General features: G+C 65.4%; 15 protein-coding genes. 14 read left to right on the top strand and 1 reads right to left on the bottom strand.

The window, feature by feature from the left end; translation table 11 throughout:
* The first annotated feature begins 7 nt into the window (after positions 1–7).
* The 13 genes from VGM20_11560 (at position 8) to VGM20_11500 (ending at position 10560) form a co-directional block, all read left to right on the top strand.
* Positions 8–472, top strand: coding sequence for a low molecular weight protein arginine phosphatase (locus VGM20_11560; GenBank protein ID HEY4101499.1), 465 nt, complete (start codon positions 8–10; stop codon positions 470–472).
* Entirely contained in the window at positions 469–1278 is an 810-nt protein-coding gene (locus tag VGM20_11555) for a hypothetical protein (protein HEY4101498.1), read from the top strand. Before VGM20_11560 ends, VGM20_11555 begins: the two co-directional genes overlap by 4 nt.
* Positions 1262–1975 (top strand): ComF family protein, encoded by a 714-nt coding sequence (locus VGM20_11550; GenBank protein HEY4101497.1) that lies wholly within the window; start codon positions 1262–1264, stop codon positions 1973–1975. Before VGM20_11555 ends, VGM20_11550 begins: the two co-directional genes overlap by 17 nt.
* Positions 1976–2020: 45 nt before the next feature.
* On the top strand, positions 2021–3031 hold the full coding sequence (gene gap / locus VGM20_11545; protein ID HEY4101496.1) for a type I glyceraldehyde-3-phosphate dehydrogenase: 1011 nt from the start codon (positions 2021–2023) through the stop codon (positions 3029–3031).
* On the top strand, positions 3028–4221 hold the full coding sequence (locus tag VGM20_11540; GenBank protein ID HEY4101495.1) for a phosphoglycerate kinase: 1194 nt from the start codon (positions 3028–3030) through the stop codon (positions 4219–4221). The genes gap and VGM20_11540 overlap by 4 nt, the downstream gene beginning before the upstream one ends.
* A complete protein-coding gene (gene tpiA / locus VGM20_11535) occupies positions 4218–4979 on the top strand; it encodes a triose-phosphate isomerase (protein ID HEY4101494.1) in 762 nt (253 codons plus the stop codon). Before VGM20_11540 ends, tpiA begins: the two co-directional genes overlap by 4 nt.
* Positions 4980–5029: 50 nt before the next feature.
* Positions 5030–5449 (top strand): preprotein translocase subunit SecG, encoded by a 420-nt coding sequence (gene secG / locus VGM20_11530; protein ID HEY4101493.1) that lies wholly within the window; start codon positions 5030–5032, stop codon positions 5447–5449.
* The gene (carA, locus tag VGM20_11525; GenBank protein ID HEY4101492.1) at positions 5449–6588 is read left to right on the top strand and encodes a glutamine-hydrolyzing carbamoyl-phosphate synthase small subunit; all 1140 of its coding nucleotides are present in this window, start codon (positions 5449–5451) and stop codon (positions 6586–6588) included. Before secG ends, carA begins: the two co-directional genes overlap by 1 nt.
* Positions 6589–6669: 81 nt before the next feature.
* On the top strand, positions 6670–7005 hold the full coding sequence (locus VGM20_11520; GenBank protein ID HEY4101491.1) for an HU family DNA-binding protein: 336 nt from the start codon (positions 6670–6672) through the stop codon (positions 7003–7005).
* The gene (locus VGM20_11515; protein HEY4101490.1) at positions 7002–7244 is read left to right on the top strand and encodes a MoaD/ThiS family protein; all 243 of its coding nucleotides are present in this window, start codon (positions 7002–7004) and stop codon (positions 7242–7244) included. The genes VGM20_11520 and VGM20_11515 overlap by 4 nt, the downstream gene beginning before the upstream one ends.
* A 1-nt stretch (position 7245) precedes the next feature.
* Positions 7246–7686 (top strand): molybdenum cofactor biosynthesis protein MoaE, encoded by a 441-nt coding sequence (locus VGM20_11510; protein HEY4101489.1) that lies wholly within the window; start codon positions 7246–7248, stop codon positions 7684–7686.
* Positions 7683–8714 carry a GTP 3',8-cyclase MoaA gene (gene moaA / locus VGM20_11505; GenBank protein ID HEY4101488.1) on the top strand — a complete coding sequence of 344 codons (1032 nt, stop codon included), beginning with the start codon at positions 7683–7685 and terminating at the stop codon, positions 8712–8714. The genes VGM20_11510 and moaA overlap by 4 nt, the downstream gene beginning before the upstream one ends.
* A gap of 106 nt (positions 8715–8820) precedes the next feature.
* Positions 8821–10560, top strand: a complete 1740-nt coding sequence (locus VGM20_11500; GenBank protein HEY4101487.1) for a M20/M25/M40 family metallo-hydrolase — start codon at positions 8821–8823, stop codon at positions 10558–10560.
* A 117-nt stretch (positions 10561–10677) separates the two neighbouring features.
* On the opposite strand, the gene VGM20_11495 is transcribed toward VGM20_11500, so the two are convergent.
* A complete protein-coding gene (locus VGM20_11495) occupies positions 10678–11334 on the bottom strand; it encodes a YbhB/YbcL family Raf kinase inhibitor-like protein (GenBank protein HEY4101486.1) in 657 nt (218 codons plus the stop codon).
* Between the two features lie 98 nt (positions 11335–11432).
* Here VGM20_11495 and VGM20_11490 point away from each other — a divergent pair, with 98 nt between their 5' ends.
* Complete coding sequence (locus tag VGM20_11490; GenBank protein HEY4101485.1) at positions 11433–13259, top strand: M20/M25/M40 family metallo-hydrolase; 1827 nt, start codon at positions 11433–11435, stop codon at positions 13257–13259.
* Positions 13260–13294 lie beyond the last annotated feature (35 nt).

Raw genomic sequence — 13294 nt, 5'->3', positions numbered from 1 at the left:
GCGCCCGATGAATATCCTCCTGGTCTGCTCGGGCAACACGTGCAGGTCGCCGCTTGCCGCGGCGATCCTCGCCGACAAGCTCACGCGGACACCGGATCTTGCGGACGCCGTGGTTCAGTCGGCCGGAACCGCGGCCTGGGACGGCACACCGGCGTCCGAGGGGTCATACCTCGTCGCCCTCGAGCGCGGGCTCGACCTCTCGTCGCATCGCGCACGCATGCTGACTGGGGATCAGGTGCGCTGGGCCGACCTGATCGTCACCATGACCGAGGCGCACGCTCGCCGCGTCGCCGAACTCGGCGGCGAGCAGAAGGTGTTCACGCTGGGCGATTATGCCGCCGACCCGAGCGGTCGGCGCGACATCCATGATCCGATGGGAGGTGACGTCACCGGCTATCGCGAAGTTGCCGTCGTCCTTGACGAACTCCTCGACCGGGCGATCGACCGGATCCGCGCGGAGCGCCGCCGGTGATCGCCTCCGCCACTTCGCGCCTCTTTGCGGTCCTCGGCGACCCCGTTGCACATTCGCTCTCGCCCGTGATGCAGAACGCCGCCTTCCGCGCCATCGGTCTCGACGCGGTCTACCTGGCGTTGCGCCCCACCGCGGCAGAGACCCCCGCCGTCATGGCGCTGCTCGCGCGCAATGGTGGTGGTGGCAACGTGACGATTCCCTTCAAGGAGATCACCGCCGCTGTCCCGGCCAGCCACGACGCGCGCGTCACGCAACTCGGCGCGGCGAATCTCTTCGGCAGTCGCGATGGTGCGCTCCACGTCGGCAATACCGATGTCGACGGAATCCTCGCGGCACTGAGCCAGCTGCAGGCCGACGGTGCCTCGATCGGCGTGATCGGCACCGGGGGAAGCGCGCGCGCCGTGATCGGTGCCGCGAGCGAACTCGGCGGACGCGTTGCCGTTCGATCGCGCGATACGCGCCGCGCCACGGCGTTTGCCACGTGGGCTCGGTCGATCGGCGTCGAGGCAGCACCATTCGAGCAATGCGGCGTGGTGATTAATGCGACTCCCCTCGGGCTTGCCCGCGGCGATGCCGACCCGATCGAGCAATCCGCGTTGCCTCCGGGCGCTGCCGTGCTCGATCTCACCTATCGCGGTGCCGGGACGACCGACTGGGTGACGCGGTGCCGGGAACGCGGTCTCCGGGCGCTCGACGGCCGCGAAGTCCTCGTGGCTCAGGGTGCCGCCTCCTGGCGCCTCTGGTTTCCCGATGTCGACCCACCTCTCGAGGTGATGCGCGCGGCTGTGAATGGCACGATGGACTGACGTCGTGCAGCGGGCCGAGCGATGGGTGCTCCCGTCGGAGTGCATCGCATGCCGCCATCCGTCACGGTGCGGTGACGAGGCCCTGGTCTGCGACCTCTGCCGCGCCCGGTGGCAACCGATCTCCGAGCCGGTTTGCGCTCGATGCGGCGACCATCTGCCGTTACGGCTCGCATGCCGGACCTGCGCCGAGTGGCCACCCGACTTCGGTCCCGTCCGAAGTGCCGTTCGCCTCGACCCCGCCGTGCGGCAGCTGGTGCACCGGTTCAAGTACCACGGCTGGTGGCGCCTCGCCGAATCGTTTGCGCTCCGGATGGCGCCGCTGGTCCGCCACGTCGCGCAGGCCGACCTCGTCCCGATCCCGTTGGCGCGCCGCCGCCGCCGGGTCCGCGGCTACAATCAGGCGGAACAACTCGCCATCGCGCTGGGTGCGATTACCGGCCTCCCGGTCCGCCCCGAACGTCTACGACGAGCGCGCGAAACCGTCACCCAGACACGCCTCACTCCCGAACACCGCCGGGCGAATCTTTCAACGGCGTTTTCCGCCACCGACGACGAGCGGCCGGTGATCCTCGTCGATGATGTATTCACCACCGGCGCCACATTATGTTCGGCGGCGATGGAACTGCTCGACCGCGGGGCCGAGCGCGTCGAAGGGGTCACTTTCGCACGAGCCGAGCTCCCGCTGACGGGAATCTGATGGCGGGTCGCACGAATACACCCTGAGTCCTGGAACGAGGCTTCAATGTCGATACGGGTAGCAATCAACGGATTTGGACGAATCGGCCGCAACATCGTGCGCGCGGCCAGGGCGGCGAATACGCAGGGGATCACCTTCGTCGCCGTCAACGACCTGACCGACACTGCCACACTCGCGCATCTCCTCAAGTACGATTCGGTCCATGGCCGATACCCGGGGACGGTCGCGGTGGACGGCGACACGATCGTCCTCGATGGCAACCCGATCAAGGTGGTATCCGAACGCGACCCCGCCAAACTTCCCTGGCGTGATCTCAAGATCGACATCGTGGTGGAGTCGACCGGTCACTTCACCGACCGCGCTGGCGCGGCGAAGCATCTCGAAGCCGGGGCGAAGAAGGTACTGATCTCCGCGCCGGCGAAGGGCGAAGACAAGACCTTCGTCTACGGCGTCAATCACCTGGAATACGATCCGGCCACGCATCATGTCGTGTCAAATGCGTCGTGCACGACCAACTGTCTCGTCCCGGTGGTCAAGGTGGTGAGCGACGCCTTCGGATTCGTCCGCGGCTTCATGACGACCGTCCACAGCTACACCAACGACCAGCACATTCTCGACCTGCCGCACAAGGATCTCCGCCGGGCGCGCGCGGCGGCATTGTCGATCATCCCCACGTCGACCGGCGCCGCGAAGGCGACGGCGCTGGTGATGCCGGAAGTGAAGGGGAAGCTCGATGGGATCGCCTTGCGGGTGCCGACCGCCGACGTCTCGATCGTCGACCTCACCTGCACGGTAGGCCGGGCAACCACCATCGACGAGGTGAACGCGGCGTTCCGTGCGGCGGCGAGCGGTGCCCTCAGGGGTGTCCTCGACGTCAACGACGAGCCGCTCGTGTCGGCCGACTACATCGGCAATCTCGCGTCGAGCACCGTGGATTCGCTGTCGACGAATGTCGTCGACGGCACGACGGTCCATGTCTCGTCGTGGTATGACAACGAGATGGGATATTCGGCCCGCTGCGTGGACATGATCACGCATATCGGCAAGTCCTTGTGACCAAGCGCACGCTGGCACAACTCGATCCGTCGCATCTCGACGGCCAGCGTGTCGTGCTGCGATCCGACCTCAACGTCCCGATGGATGGCGAGAGGATCACCGACGATACTCGCCTGCGCGCCTCCTTGCCCACGATCAGGTATCTGCACGAGAAGGGCGCCCGCGTCGTGGTGCTCTCGCATCTTGGTCGGCCCAAGGGCGGCCCCGACCCGAAATACTCACTCAAGCCGGTGGCGCGCGCGCTGGAGATGCTGCTCGGATTTCCGGTGACCTTTCTGGCCGACCCGACCTCCCCGGATGCACCGGCCCAGGTTCGCCGGCTCCCGCGCGGCGCCGTCATCGTCGGCGAGAACACCCGCTTCTATCCAGGCGAAGAGAAGAACGATCCGGCACTCGCCGACAGGTTCGCAGCACTTGGCGACATGTACGTGAACGACGCCTTCGGATCGGCGCATCGCGCACACGCGTCCACCGAAGCGATTGCGCACCGCCTGAAGCCTGCGGTCGCGGGCTTTCTGATGGACGCGGAACTGCGCTTTCTCGGTGAAGCGATCGATCACCCGAAGCGGCCGCTCGTCGCGATCCTCGGCGGAGCGAAGATCTCGGGGAAGATCGACCTGATCGAGGCGCTCCTTCCCAAGGTCGAACGGATCCTCATCGGCGGTGCGATGGCCTGCACTTTTTTCAAGGCGATGGGCCTGGAAACCGGAACATCGCTGGTCGAAGGCGATCGCGTCGAGATGGCGAAGGGACTTCTCGCCGAGGCCGGCGACAAGATTCTCCTGCCCACCGGCGCCGTGATCGCCCAGAAGCTCGAGTCGAACGCCCCCACGCGCGAGGTGCCGCGCGATCAGATTCCGGCGGCATGGGCGATGTACGACATCGATGCGAGCAGCGTCACGGCGTTCACGCAGGTGATCGCGTCTGCGAAGACGGTGGTGTGGAACGGACCGATGGGAGTCTTCGAGACTCCTCCCTTCGACAAGGGGACGATGGCGATTGCACATGCCCTTGCCGCCGCCACGCGCAGCGGTGCAGTGACGATCGTCGGCGGTGGTGATTCCGCGGCGGCGGTTGCTGCTGCGGGCGTCGAAGACAACGTGACCCATGTCTCCACTGGCGGCGGCGCGTCGCTCGAGTTCCTCGAAGGGAAGCCGCTCCCCGGCGTCGAGGCGCTCGACAACGCATGACGCCGCGACCGCTCGTCTTCGCCGCCAACTGGAAGATGCACCTCGCCCCGGGCGAAGCGCGCACCTTTGCCGACCGGTTCCTCACGCTGTACCGCCCGGAGCCGGGCCGCACCGTGATGTTCTTTCCCTCTGCTGTTTCATTGGAAACCATAGCGAGCGGATTTCGCGGTCACGAACATCTCGTGGTCGGCGCACAGGACGTATACTGGGCTCCCAACGGTGCCTTCACCGGCGCGACCTCGGTCGCCCTGGCACGCGGCGCTGGTGCCGATGCGGCGCTCGTTGGCCACAGCGAACGTCGCAAGGTCTTCGGCGAGACCGACGCCGACACCAATCGCAAACTTCGCGCGGTGCTCGACGGCGGCTTGACCGCGATGCTCTGCGTTGGCGAGACGATCGAGGAACGCACTCGCGGCGAGACCGAGGCGGTGGTCACGCGGCAGCTTCGCGTCGGACTCGACGGCATTGACGCCGGCGCCGACCTTCTCATCGCCTACGAACCGGTGTGGGCGATCGGCACTGGCCGCAACGCGACACCCTCGGATGCTGCCGCCGTGCACGCTGCCATCCGCGCGGTCCTGATCCAGCTCGGCTTTTCAAGAGACACCCGGATCCTCTACGGAGGATCGGTCAATCTCAACAACGTGGCCCAGCTCATCGCCGAGGCGGAAGTCGACGGAGTACTCGTCGGAGGAGCGTCGCTTGACCCGGATACCTGGGCTGCGATCTGCGCTACCGGGGTCGCTGCGCCGAGTTGAGCCGGGCGGGCGATCCGGATAGATTGGGCAGCTAACTACAGGGGTGTCGGATGTTTACGTTCTTGCTGATCATCATGATTCTCGATGGTCTCCTCCTCTCGGCCGTGGTGTTGATGCAGGCCGGGCAGGGCGGCGGCCTGGCATCACTTGGGGGCGGGACCACCTCTCAGGTCCTGGGCGGGCGGCAGGCGACGAACCTCCTCACCAAGATGACTTGGTATACCGGTGGCTTCTTCATGGGGCTGGCACTCCTCCTCTCGATCATCTCGGGCGGTCGAGGCACGCAAGGTTCGTCCGAGGTCCAGAAGCGTCTTCGCCAGGGAGCCGTGACACAGCCGGTCGCTCCGCCGACGGCTCCTTCCAACGTCATCCCGGGATTGACGCCGCCGCCGGCGCCGACGACTGCTGGCACGACGTCGGGTGGCGCTGCACCGACCACCGCTCCTCCACCCGCGGGGAAGAAGCCCTGATGGTGATTCACGCAGGCGGGACTGGTCGTCCCGCCTTTGTTTTGCTGGAAGACGGCTCCTGGTTCGCTGGCCGGCTGGTCGGAAAGACCACTCGCGGCACCGGTGAGGTCGTCTTCACGACCAACCTGACTGGTTATCAGGAGACCTTCACCGATCCGAGCTATCTCGGCCAGATCGTCGTGATGACGGCACCGATGATCGGCAACTACGGGATCGCGCTCGACGACGATGAATCGGCGCGGCCTCAGGTGAGTGGCGTCATTGTTCGCGAACTCTCCGAGCACTATTCCAACTGGCAGGCGCGACGCTCGCTCGCCGACTGGCTCGAGGCCGCGTCGGTGCCGATTCTCACCGGAGTCGATACCCGGCGCTTGACCCGGCATATCCGTGAACGCGGCGCAATGCGCGGTGTGATCGCCGAAGGCAATGCGCCGACCGATGCACTTCGTGCCGAACTCCTCGCATCTCCGTCGATGGATGGACTCGACCTCGCGTCCCGTGCGACGACGGAAGCGTCCTACGCGGCCGGTCCGGCGGACGGACCGCTGGTCGTGGCATTCGACTACGGTCTCAAGCGCAACATCGTTCGGATGCTCGACGGCACCGGATTTCGCGTCGAAGTCGTTCCGGCCGAAACGAGTAGTGCCGATGTGCTGGCACGGAACCCCGCCGGGCTCTTCTTGTCGAACGGCCCCGGCGATCCATCGGCGGTCGGTTACGCGCAGGAGACCATTCGCGCGTTGACGGCAACCGGCCTCCCCACCTTCGGGATCTGCCTCGGCCACCAGCTCCTGGGACTCACCTTTGGCGGGAGGACGATCAAGCTCCGCTATGGCCATCGCGGGGGAAACCACCCGGTCAAGGAACTCGCGAGCGGCCGCGTCCTGATCACCACCCAGAACCACGGATTTGCGGTCGAGGGCGGGAAAGAAGGGGTCGCCGGGGCGGCGGACCTCGAGGTCACCCATTTCAATCTGAACGACGGCACAGTCGAGGGACTGCGGCATCGGGAGCTCCCGATTTTCGCTGTGCAGTACCATCCTGAAGCGGCGCCGGGGCCCCACGACGCCTATCCGCACTTCGACGAGTTCCTGCGCTCGGTCCGGGCCAGGCTCGGGGTCGAGCCCGCAACCTCTTGACAGGCAACGCTTAAGCTCGTAGTTATCGGCCCAGAAGTGAGGCTTCCGGCTCACCTCACCCAGCCCGTTGCAGAGGGAGCGATGACCAAGGCCGATCTCGTCGAGCAAGTCACTGCTGCAATCGCCCGGACCTCCGGACCGATGATCTCGAAGAAGGATTGCGCGCGCGTTGTGGACGCATTCCTCGACGCCGTGAAGCTGGCGATGCACGACCAGCACAACATCGAGGTCCGCGGATTCGGCACCTTCAAGATCCGCCGGCGCAAGACGCGGATGGCGCGCAATCCACGCACCGGAGATCCGGTCGAGGTTGCCGCACGCCCAGTCCCGGTCTTCAAGCCCAGCAAGGAGTTACGCGCGCTGGTGGCTCATGAAGAGTACGTTCCCGACGACTCGGAGATGGACGACGACGAGTGATCTGTCGCGTTCGGCTCTTCGCGCGCTACGCCGAACTCTTTGGTGCGGAACAGGTTGAAGTGAATCTTCCCGACGGCGCGCAGGTCGCCGATTTGGTCAGCGCCCTCCGGGTTCTCCCGGGGGGCGCATCGCTTCCTGCCGAACCGTTCGTCGCGGTGAACATGTCGCAGGCATCGGCAGAGACACCTCTCGGGCCGGCCGACGCCGTTGCGTTGCTCCCGCCATTGGCCGGCGGATGAGATGACTTCATATCTCACCTTCCAAACGATTGATGCTGAGCGACTTGCAGCACAGGTTGCCGGGCCCGATCGCGGCGGAGTGGTGACCTTCGCAGGACTGGTAAGGAACCATCACGCCGGGCGCGAGGTTGTTGGCCTCGAATACAGCGCCTACACCGAGATGGCGGAAATGGCCTGCGCTGAAATCATGGCGGCGGCAGAATCGAGATGGGAGTGCCGGGTTGCGTTGACCCATCGGCTCGGCAAGCTGGCTGTGGGTGACGTCGCAGTCGTGGTCGCGGTGGGAGCGGGGCATCGTGACGGCGCGTTCGCTGCGGCGCGATGGGTCATCGACGAGGTGAAGCGCCGAGTGCCGATCTGGAAGCGGGAAGAGTACGTCGACGGTAGCAGCGGGTGGGTCGATCCGACGTCGCCCGGCGGCGTGATCGCGACATCGGAATGAGCCCGGTCGTCGATCAGCTGGGGCGGCCGCTCGGCGCGGTCAGGATCTCCGTCACCGACCGCTGCAATCTTCGCTGCAGCTATTGCATGCCCGAAGACGAGTACACCTGGTTGCCGCGGGAATCGCTCCTCTCGTTCGAAGAGCTCTCTCGCCTCATCACCATCTTCAGCTCTCTCGGCGCGACAAAGATCCGTCTCACTGGCGGCGAACCGTTGATGCGTCGTGATCTCGATCAACTCGTGGCGATGATCAGATCGCGCGCCGGAACGCGCGAGATCGCGCTGACCACGAACGCGGTGCTGCTCGCGCCGATCGCGCCGCGGCTGCACGCCGCGGGGCTCAACCGGATCACGGTCTCACTCGACACGCTGCGCCCCGAACGGATGGCGGCGTTTGCGCGGAGCGACCGGCACGCCGAGGTGATCGAGGGGATCGATGCTGCGCGGCGCGCGGGGTTCGGTCGGATGAAGTTGAACGCGGTGGTGGTCCGCGGCTTCAACGACGACGAGATTGCGGATCTCGCGGCATTCGCCTTCGAGCGCGGCATCGAGCCGCGATTCATCGAATACATGGACGTGGGCGGCGCGACGCAATGGCGGACTGAAGATGTGGTCTCGCGCGAAGCGATTGTCGCGGCGCTTGCCGCGCGATTCGGATCAGCTGAGGGGATCCCGCGCGACGACGATCCGCATGCCCCCGCGGAGCGATACCGGTTTGCCAACGGGATGATCGCCGGGGTCATCGCCTCCACCACTGCGCCGTTCTGCCGGTCATGCGACCGTGCCCGGCTGACCGCCGATGGAACCCTCTTCCTCTGTCTCTACGCCGATCGCGGCATCGACCTGCGCGAGCTCCTCCGCCGCGGCGCGACCGACGCCGAACTCACCGATGCGATCGCGGAAGCCTGGACCGGCCGCCGCGATCGGGGTGCCGAGGTACGCGCCGTGACGCCGCAACGGGGAGTGCTGGTTCCGCTCCAGGGGCTGCGCGCCGATCCCCGCCGCGAGATGCATGTCCGGGGTGGTTAGGAAACGGTTCGAAGCGCGAAACTCGGTTGCAACGTTTTCCGTCTGTCGAGTGTCTTTCAACCGGGCCCGACGGGCCGGTCTTACTTCAACGCTGAGGAACTTCTCGATGGCATCACCAGGTGCCGGACTTCGCACGTTTACCCTCGCGCTCCTCGTCGGCGCTGCCGGTCAGCTCGCCGCGCAGGGACCGAAGGATCTCCCCCTCAAGTACTCGGGCCCAGCGACGGTCCCTGCAATCACCGCCGGCGACCTGATGACCCGACTGTACAAGTACGCCGATGATTCGATGGGTGGCCGCTTCGTCGGGAGCAAGTACAACCTGATGGCGACGGCGTACATCGAGAGTGAAGTGCGCCGTCTCGGCCTCAAGCCGGCTGGTGAGAACGGCAGCTACTTCCAGAATATCGGAGTCATCCAGCGGGCACTCGATACGGCGACCTCGACGATCACGATCGATGGAGCGACGTATCACGCCGGCCGTGATTTTGTCGCCGCAGAAGACGGTCAGGTACATCAGGTCTCGGCGACCGGTACAGTGGTGTGGGGCACGGTGCTCGACACGATCGGCAACCCGACTCCCGAGGAATACAAGGGAAAGTTTGTCGTGGTCGCGCCGCTGATGGCGCTGCCGGCTGGATTTGACCAGGGGAAGTTCATCGCGAGCGATGGATACAAGCGCTACGTCGCCATGCTCGACGGAACCGTGGGTCAACTCCAGATCGACCCCGACACACTCCTGACCAATCAGGTCCGCATGGCAGCGGCCCCGCCGCCGGCAAGCATTTCCCAGACTCTTGACCGCCCGGGTGCGCTCAGAATTGTCATCTCGCACAAGCTCGCCAATGCCATCTTTGGCGAAGGCGCTGCGATCAAGCCGGGGATATCGGGGAAGGGGATCACCACCGACCTGCGCTTCACCGACACTCCGCGCGAAGGACGCAACGTCATCGCGATCCTACCGGGGACCGACCCGAAGCTTCGCGGTGAGTACGTCGCGATTGGTGCGCACAACGATCACATTCCGATGCAGCGCGTCGTCGATCACGATTCGCTCAAGATCTTCAACGAATACGCGCGGCCGCAGGGCGCCGATGGTGGTCCGACGAAGAAGTTGTCGGATGACGAATGGAAGGCAGTCAATTCACAGATCGATTCGCTGCACAAGTTGCACGGTGGTCCGCGCCCGGACTCGATCAGCAACGGCGCCGACGACGACGGCTCGGGAACGGTTACGGTCCTCGAACTCGCCGAGGCGTTCGCCAAGGGGAACATCAAGCCGAAGCGCTCGATCCTCTTCATCTGGCACGCTGGTGAGGAACGTGGCATGTGGGGCTCAGGCTGGTTCACCGATCATCCGACCGTCCCTCGCGACTCGATCGTCGCGGAAATCAACATCGACATGGTCGGCCGTGGGGCACCGAGCGACATCACCGGTGTCACCAAGGAGGGCGAACTGGTGCACGGCGCCGATCGCTACGTGCAGCTGGTCGGGTCGCGCCGCCTCTCGACCGAGCTCGGTGATCTCGCCGAGACGGTCAACAAGAATCCGAAGTACAACTTCAAGTTCGACTACTCGCTCGATGCCAACGGGCACCCGGAGAACATCTACTGCCGCAGCGATCACGCGAAGTATGCGGCGTGGGGAATTCCGGTCGTCTTCTTCACGACCGGCGGCCATGCCGACTATCATCAGGTGACCGACGAGCCGCAGTACATCCGCTACGATCACATGGCGTTGCTCGACAACTACATCTTCGATCTCGCCAATCATGTCGCCGACCTCGACCACCGCGTCAAGGTCGACGGGCAGAAGATGGCCGATCCGCACGGGCAGTGTAAGCAGTAGCCGGTCACGCCCGGCGCACGACGCCGGAACAACAGACGCGGGAGGGTCGACTCAGGTCGTCCCTCCCGCGTCTGTTTCGTACACGGCGATGTCGCGCGGCTGCTATATCAGCAAATACTACCTGCCAAACATCGCGGTCATCGATGCCTTCGCAATCGTGTGACCGTGCAGGTTGAATCCGACGAACGCCGCGGTCGAGCCGGCCGGAATCTCCAGCGACGGCACGTCGAGCGCATAGACGGTGAAGATGTAGTGGTGCGGCTTGTCACCAGCCGGCGGGCACGGCCCACCGTACCCGGCGGTGCCGAAGTCGGTGTTCCCCTGCGAAGCACCCGCCGGGAGGAGATGCTTGGCTGGATCACCTGCGCCGGTGGGAAGGCCCTTCGCAGTGGCCGGGATGTTGTAGACGACCCAGTGCCACCACCCACTGCCGGTCGGCGCGTCGGGATCATACACCGTGACGGCAAAGCTCCGGGTCTTTGCGGGGGCGCCGTGCCATTGAAGTGCCGGCGAGATGTTGCTTCCGGTGCATCCCATCCCGCTGAACACCTGCGCCGAGCCGATCGGGTCGCGGGTGTGGACGTCGGTGCTGGTGACCACAAATGCACCGGGGTTCTGGGCCTGCGCTGGCGTGATTCCCCCCGCCAGGAGGGTGAAGGCGGCAATTGGCGTTGCGATCCGGCGAAACATCGGCTCCTCGGCGTTGATCGTGACTTCGAGACGTGCCGCAAGTATATCGCCTGCACAGGGTTCGGCGTCGGTCCGGGATTCCACGCAGCAGGTCCGGCGCAACCCACGGGCTCCGCGATGCGTAACGTGCGTGTGAACGTTCCATTCCGCCCCTCCCGCTCAACTCCAACCCTGGATTCATGGTGAGATACCGTACCATCGCCCGCGCAGCCGCCGTCATCTCTGCGGCGTCAGCGCTGGGAGCGACCGCCCTGTCCGCGCAGCAGAGCTGCCCTGCGACCACCCACCAGACCATGCCGCTCAAGTACAAGGGTGGCTCAACCGTCCCGGCGATCACCGCCTGCGACCTGATGACCCGGCTCTACATCTACGCCGACGATTCAATGCGCGGCCGCGAAGCCGGTTCGCCCGACGCGCAGCGCGCCACGGCCTATATCGAGGGCCAGGTCCGCGCCATGGGGCTCAAGCCGGGCGGGACCAAGGGGTCGTTCTATGAGTACATGCCGGTCACCGCGACGTACGAGGACTCGGCGTCGACGATTGCCAGCGGCGGGAAGACCTTCCACGCCTACCGTGATTTCGACTTCAACGGTAGCACCGACGTCTCGGGTCAGGTGATCTTCGGCGGAACGCAGGGCGATACCACGAACGCGCTTTCCGCGTCAGCGGTCGAAGGGAAGATCGTCATCGAACTTCCGCGCGCTGGCGGTGGCCGCGGCGGGTTCGCGGGTGGTCGTGGCGGCGCGCGTGGTGGACGTGGAGCTGGCGGGCAGGCTCCGGCGAATCCGCTGGCGGGTGCAGCGGCGGTGCTCACGGTCGAGCCCGAACTGACGACGCCCCGGGTTGGCTATTCACTCCACGACACTGTGGAGACCGAAGGGAAGGCTGCATACTGTCAGACCCACGCGGCCGACGACGCGAGGGCATGCGGCGGCGGACGTGGCGGTCGCGGCGGCGGCGGTGGACTCTTCACTGCCACCATCTCTCCGCAAATGGCGGCCGCACTTCTCGGCAAGGATCCGTCATCGGCTGCCAAGGGCGACCTCGGCCAGCAGGCGACGATCAGTGCGCACAGCAAGACCGTCCTCTCGCCGACGCGCGACGTGATCGCGGTACTTCCGGGAAGTGACCCGAAGCTCAAGAACGAGTACGTGATCATCGGCGGCCATTCCGATCACATCGGCACGGCGAACCGCGCGCTGGTGGAATCGGATTCGCTCAAGGCGTACAACGAGATCGCGCAGACTGAAGGCGCCGAACGGACCGGCAGGATCACGCCGGACGCCGATCAGTGGGCGCGGATCAACGCGATCAAGGATTCACTGCGGAAGATCTATCCGCCGCGTATGGACTCGATCAGCAACGGTGCCGATGATGACGGCAGCGGTTCGGTCTCGGTCCTCGAAATCGCCGAGAAGTTCGCCAAGAGCGGGGTCAAGCCGAAGCGGTCGATCATCTTCATCTGGCAGATGGGTGAAGAGAAGGGACTCTGGGGATCGGAGTACTTCACCAACTACCCGACGCTCCCCCGCGACTCGATTGTCGGCGACCTCAACATCGACATGGTCGGCCGCGGCGAAGCGACCGACGTGACCGGAATCAGCAAGGACAACGTGGTGCTGCACGGTTCTCCGGACTACGTGCAGCTCGTTGGCGCGCGCCGTCTCTCGACCGAGTTCGGCGATATCGCCGAGGCGGTGAACAAGACCGAGAAGGTGCCGCTGCAGTTCGACTACAGCATGGACGCCAACGGGCACCCGCAGAACATCTATTGCCGCAGCGATCACGCGAACTACGCTCGGTACAACATCCCGGTGATCTTCTTCACCACCGGCGGTCACGCCGACTATCACCAGGTCACCGACGAGCCGGAATACATCCGCTATGAACACATGGCGCGTGTCGACCAGTTGATCTACGACATCGCGGTCAAGGTGGCCGATCTCGACCACCGCCTGGTCGTCGACGGGAAGAAGCCGGTCTCGCCGTTCGCCAGTTGCCAGCAGTAGCCGATCGCTGAACACTCCCGCGCGTACTGGTTGCC

The organism is Gemmatimonadales bacterium (genome assembly GCA_036500345.1).
Taxonomy (GTDB): Bacteria; Gemmatimonadota; Gemmatimonadetes; order Gemmatimonadales; family GWC2-71-9; genus Palsa-1233.
This window is presented reverse-complemented; position numbering and strand designations above follow the sequence as displayed.

Bases quoted from the DNA above. Each gene is read 5' to 3' on its own strand.
- VGM20_11560 (HEY4101499.1), top strand. From the start codon at position 8: ATGAATATCCTCCTGGTCTGCTCGGGCAACACGTGCAGGTCGCCGCTT.
- VGM20_11550 (HEY4101497.1), top strand. From the start codon at position 1,262: ATGGCACGATGGACTGACGTCGTGCAGCGGGCCGAGCGATGGGTGCTC.
- gap (HEY4101496.1), top strand. From the start codon at position 2,021: ATGTCGATACGGGTAGCAATCAACGGATTTGGACGAATCGGCCGCAAC.
- tpiA (HEY4101494.1), top strand. From the start codon at position 4,218: ATGACGCCGCGACCGCTCGTCTTCGCCGCCAACTGGAAGATGCACCTC.
- secG (HEY4101493.1), top strand. From the start codon at position 5,030: ATGTTTACGTTCTTGCTGATCATCATGATTCTCGATGGTCTCCTCCTC.
- carA (HEY4101492.1), top strand. From the start codon at position 5,449: ATGGTGATTCACGCAGGCGGGACTGGTCGTCCCGCCTTTGTTTTGCTG.
- VGM20_11520 (HEY4101491.1), top strand. From the start codon at position 6,670: ATGACCAAGGCCGATCTCGTCGAGCAAGTCACTGCTGCAATCGCCCGG.
- VGM20_11510 (HEY4101489.1), top strand. From the start codon at position 7,246: ATGACTTCATATCTCACCTTCCAAACGATTGATGCTGAGCGACTTGCA.
- moaA (HEY4101488.1), top strand. From the start codon at position 7,683: ATGAGCCCGGTCGTCGATCAGCTGGGGCGGCCGCTCGGCGCGGTCAGG.
- VGM20_11500 (HEY4101487.1), top strand. From the start codon at position 8,821: ATGGCATCACCAGGTGCCGGACTTCGCACGTTTACCCTCGCGCTCCTC.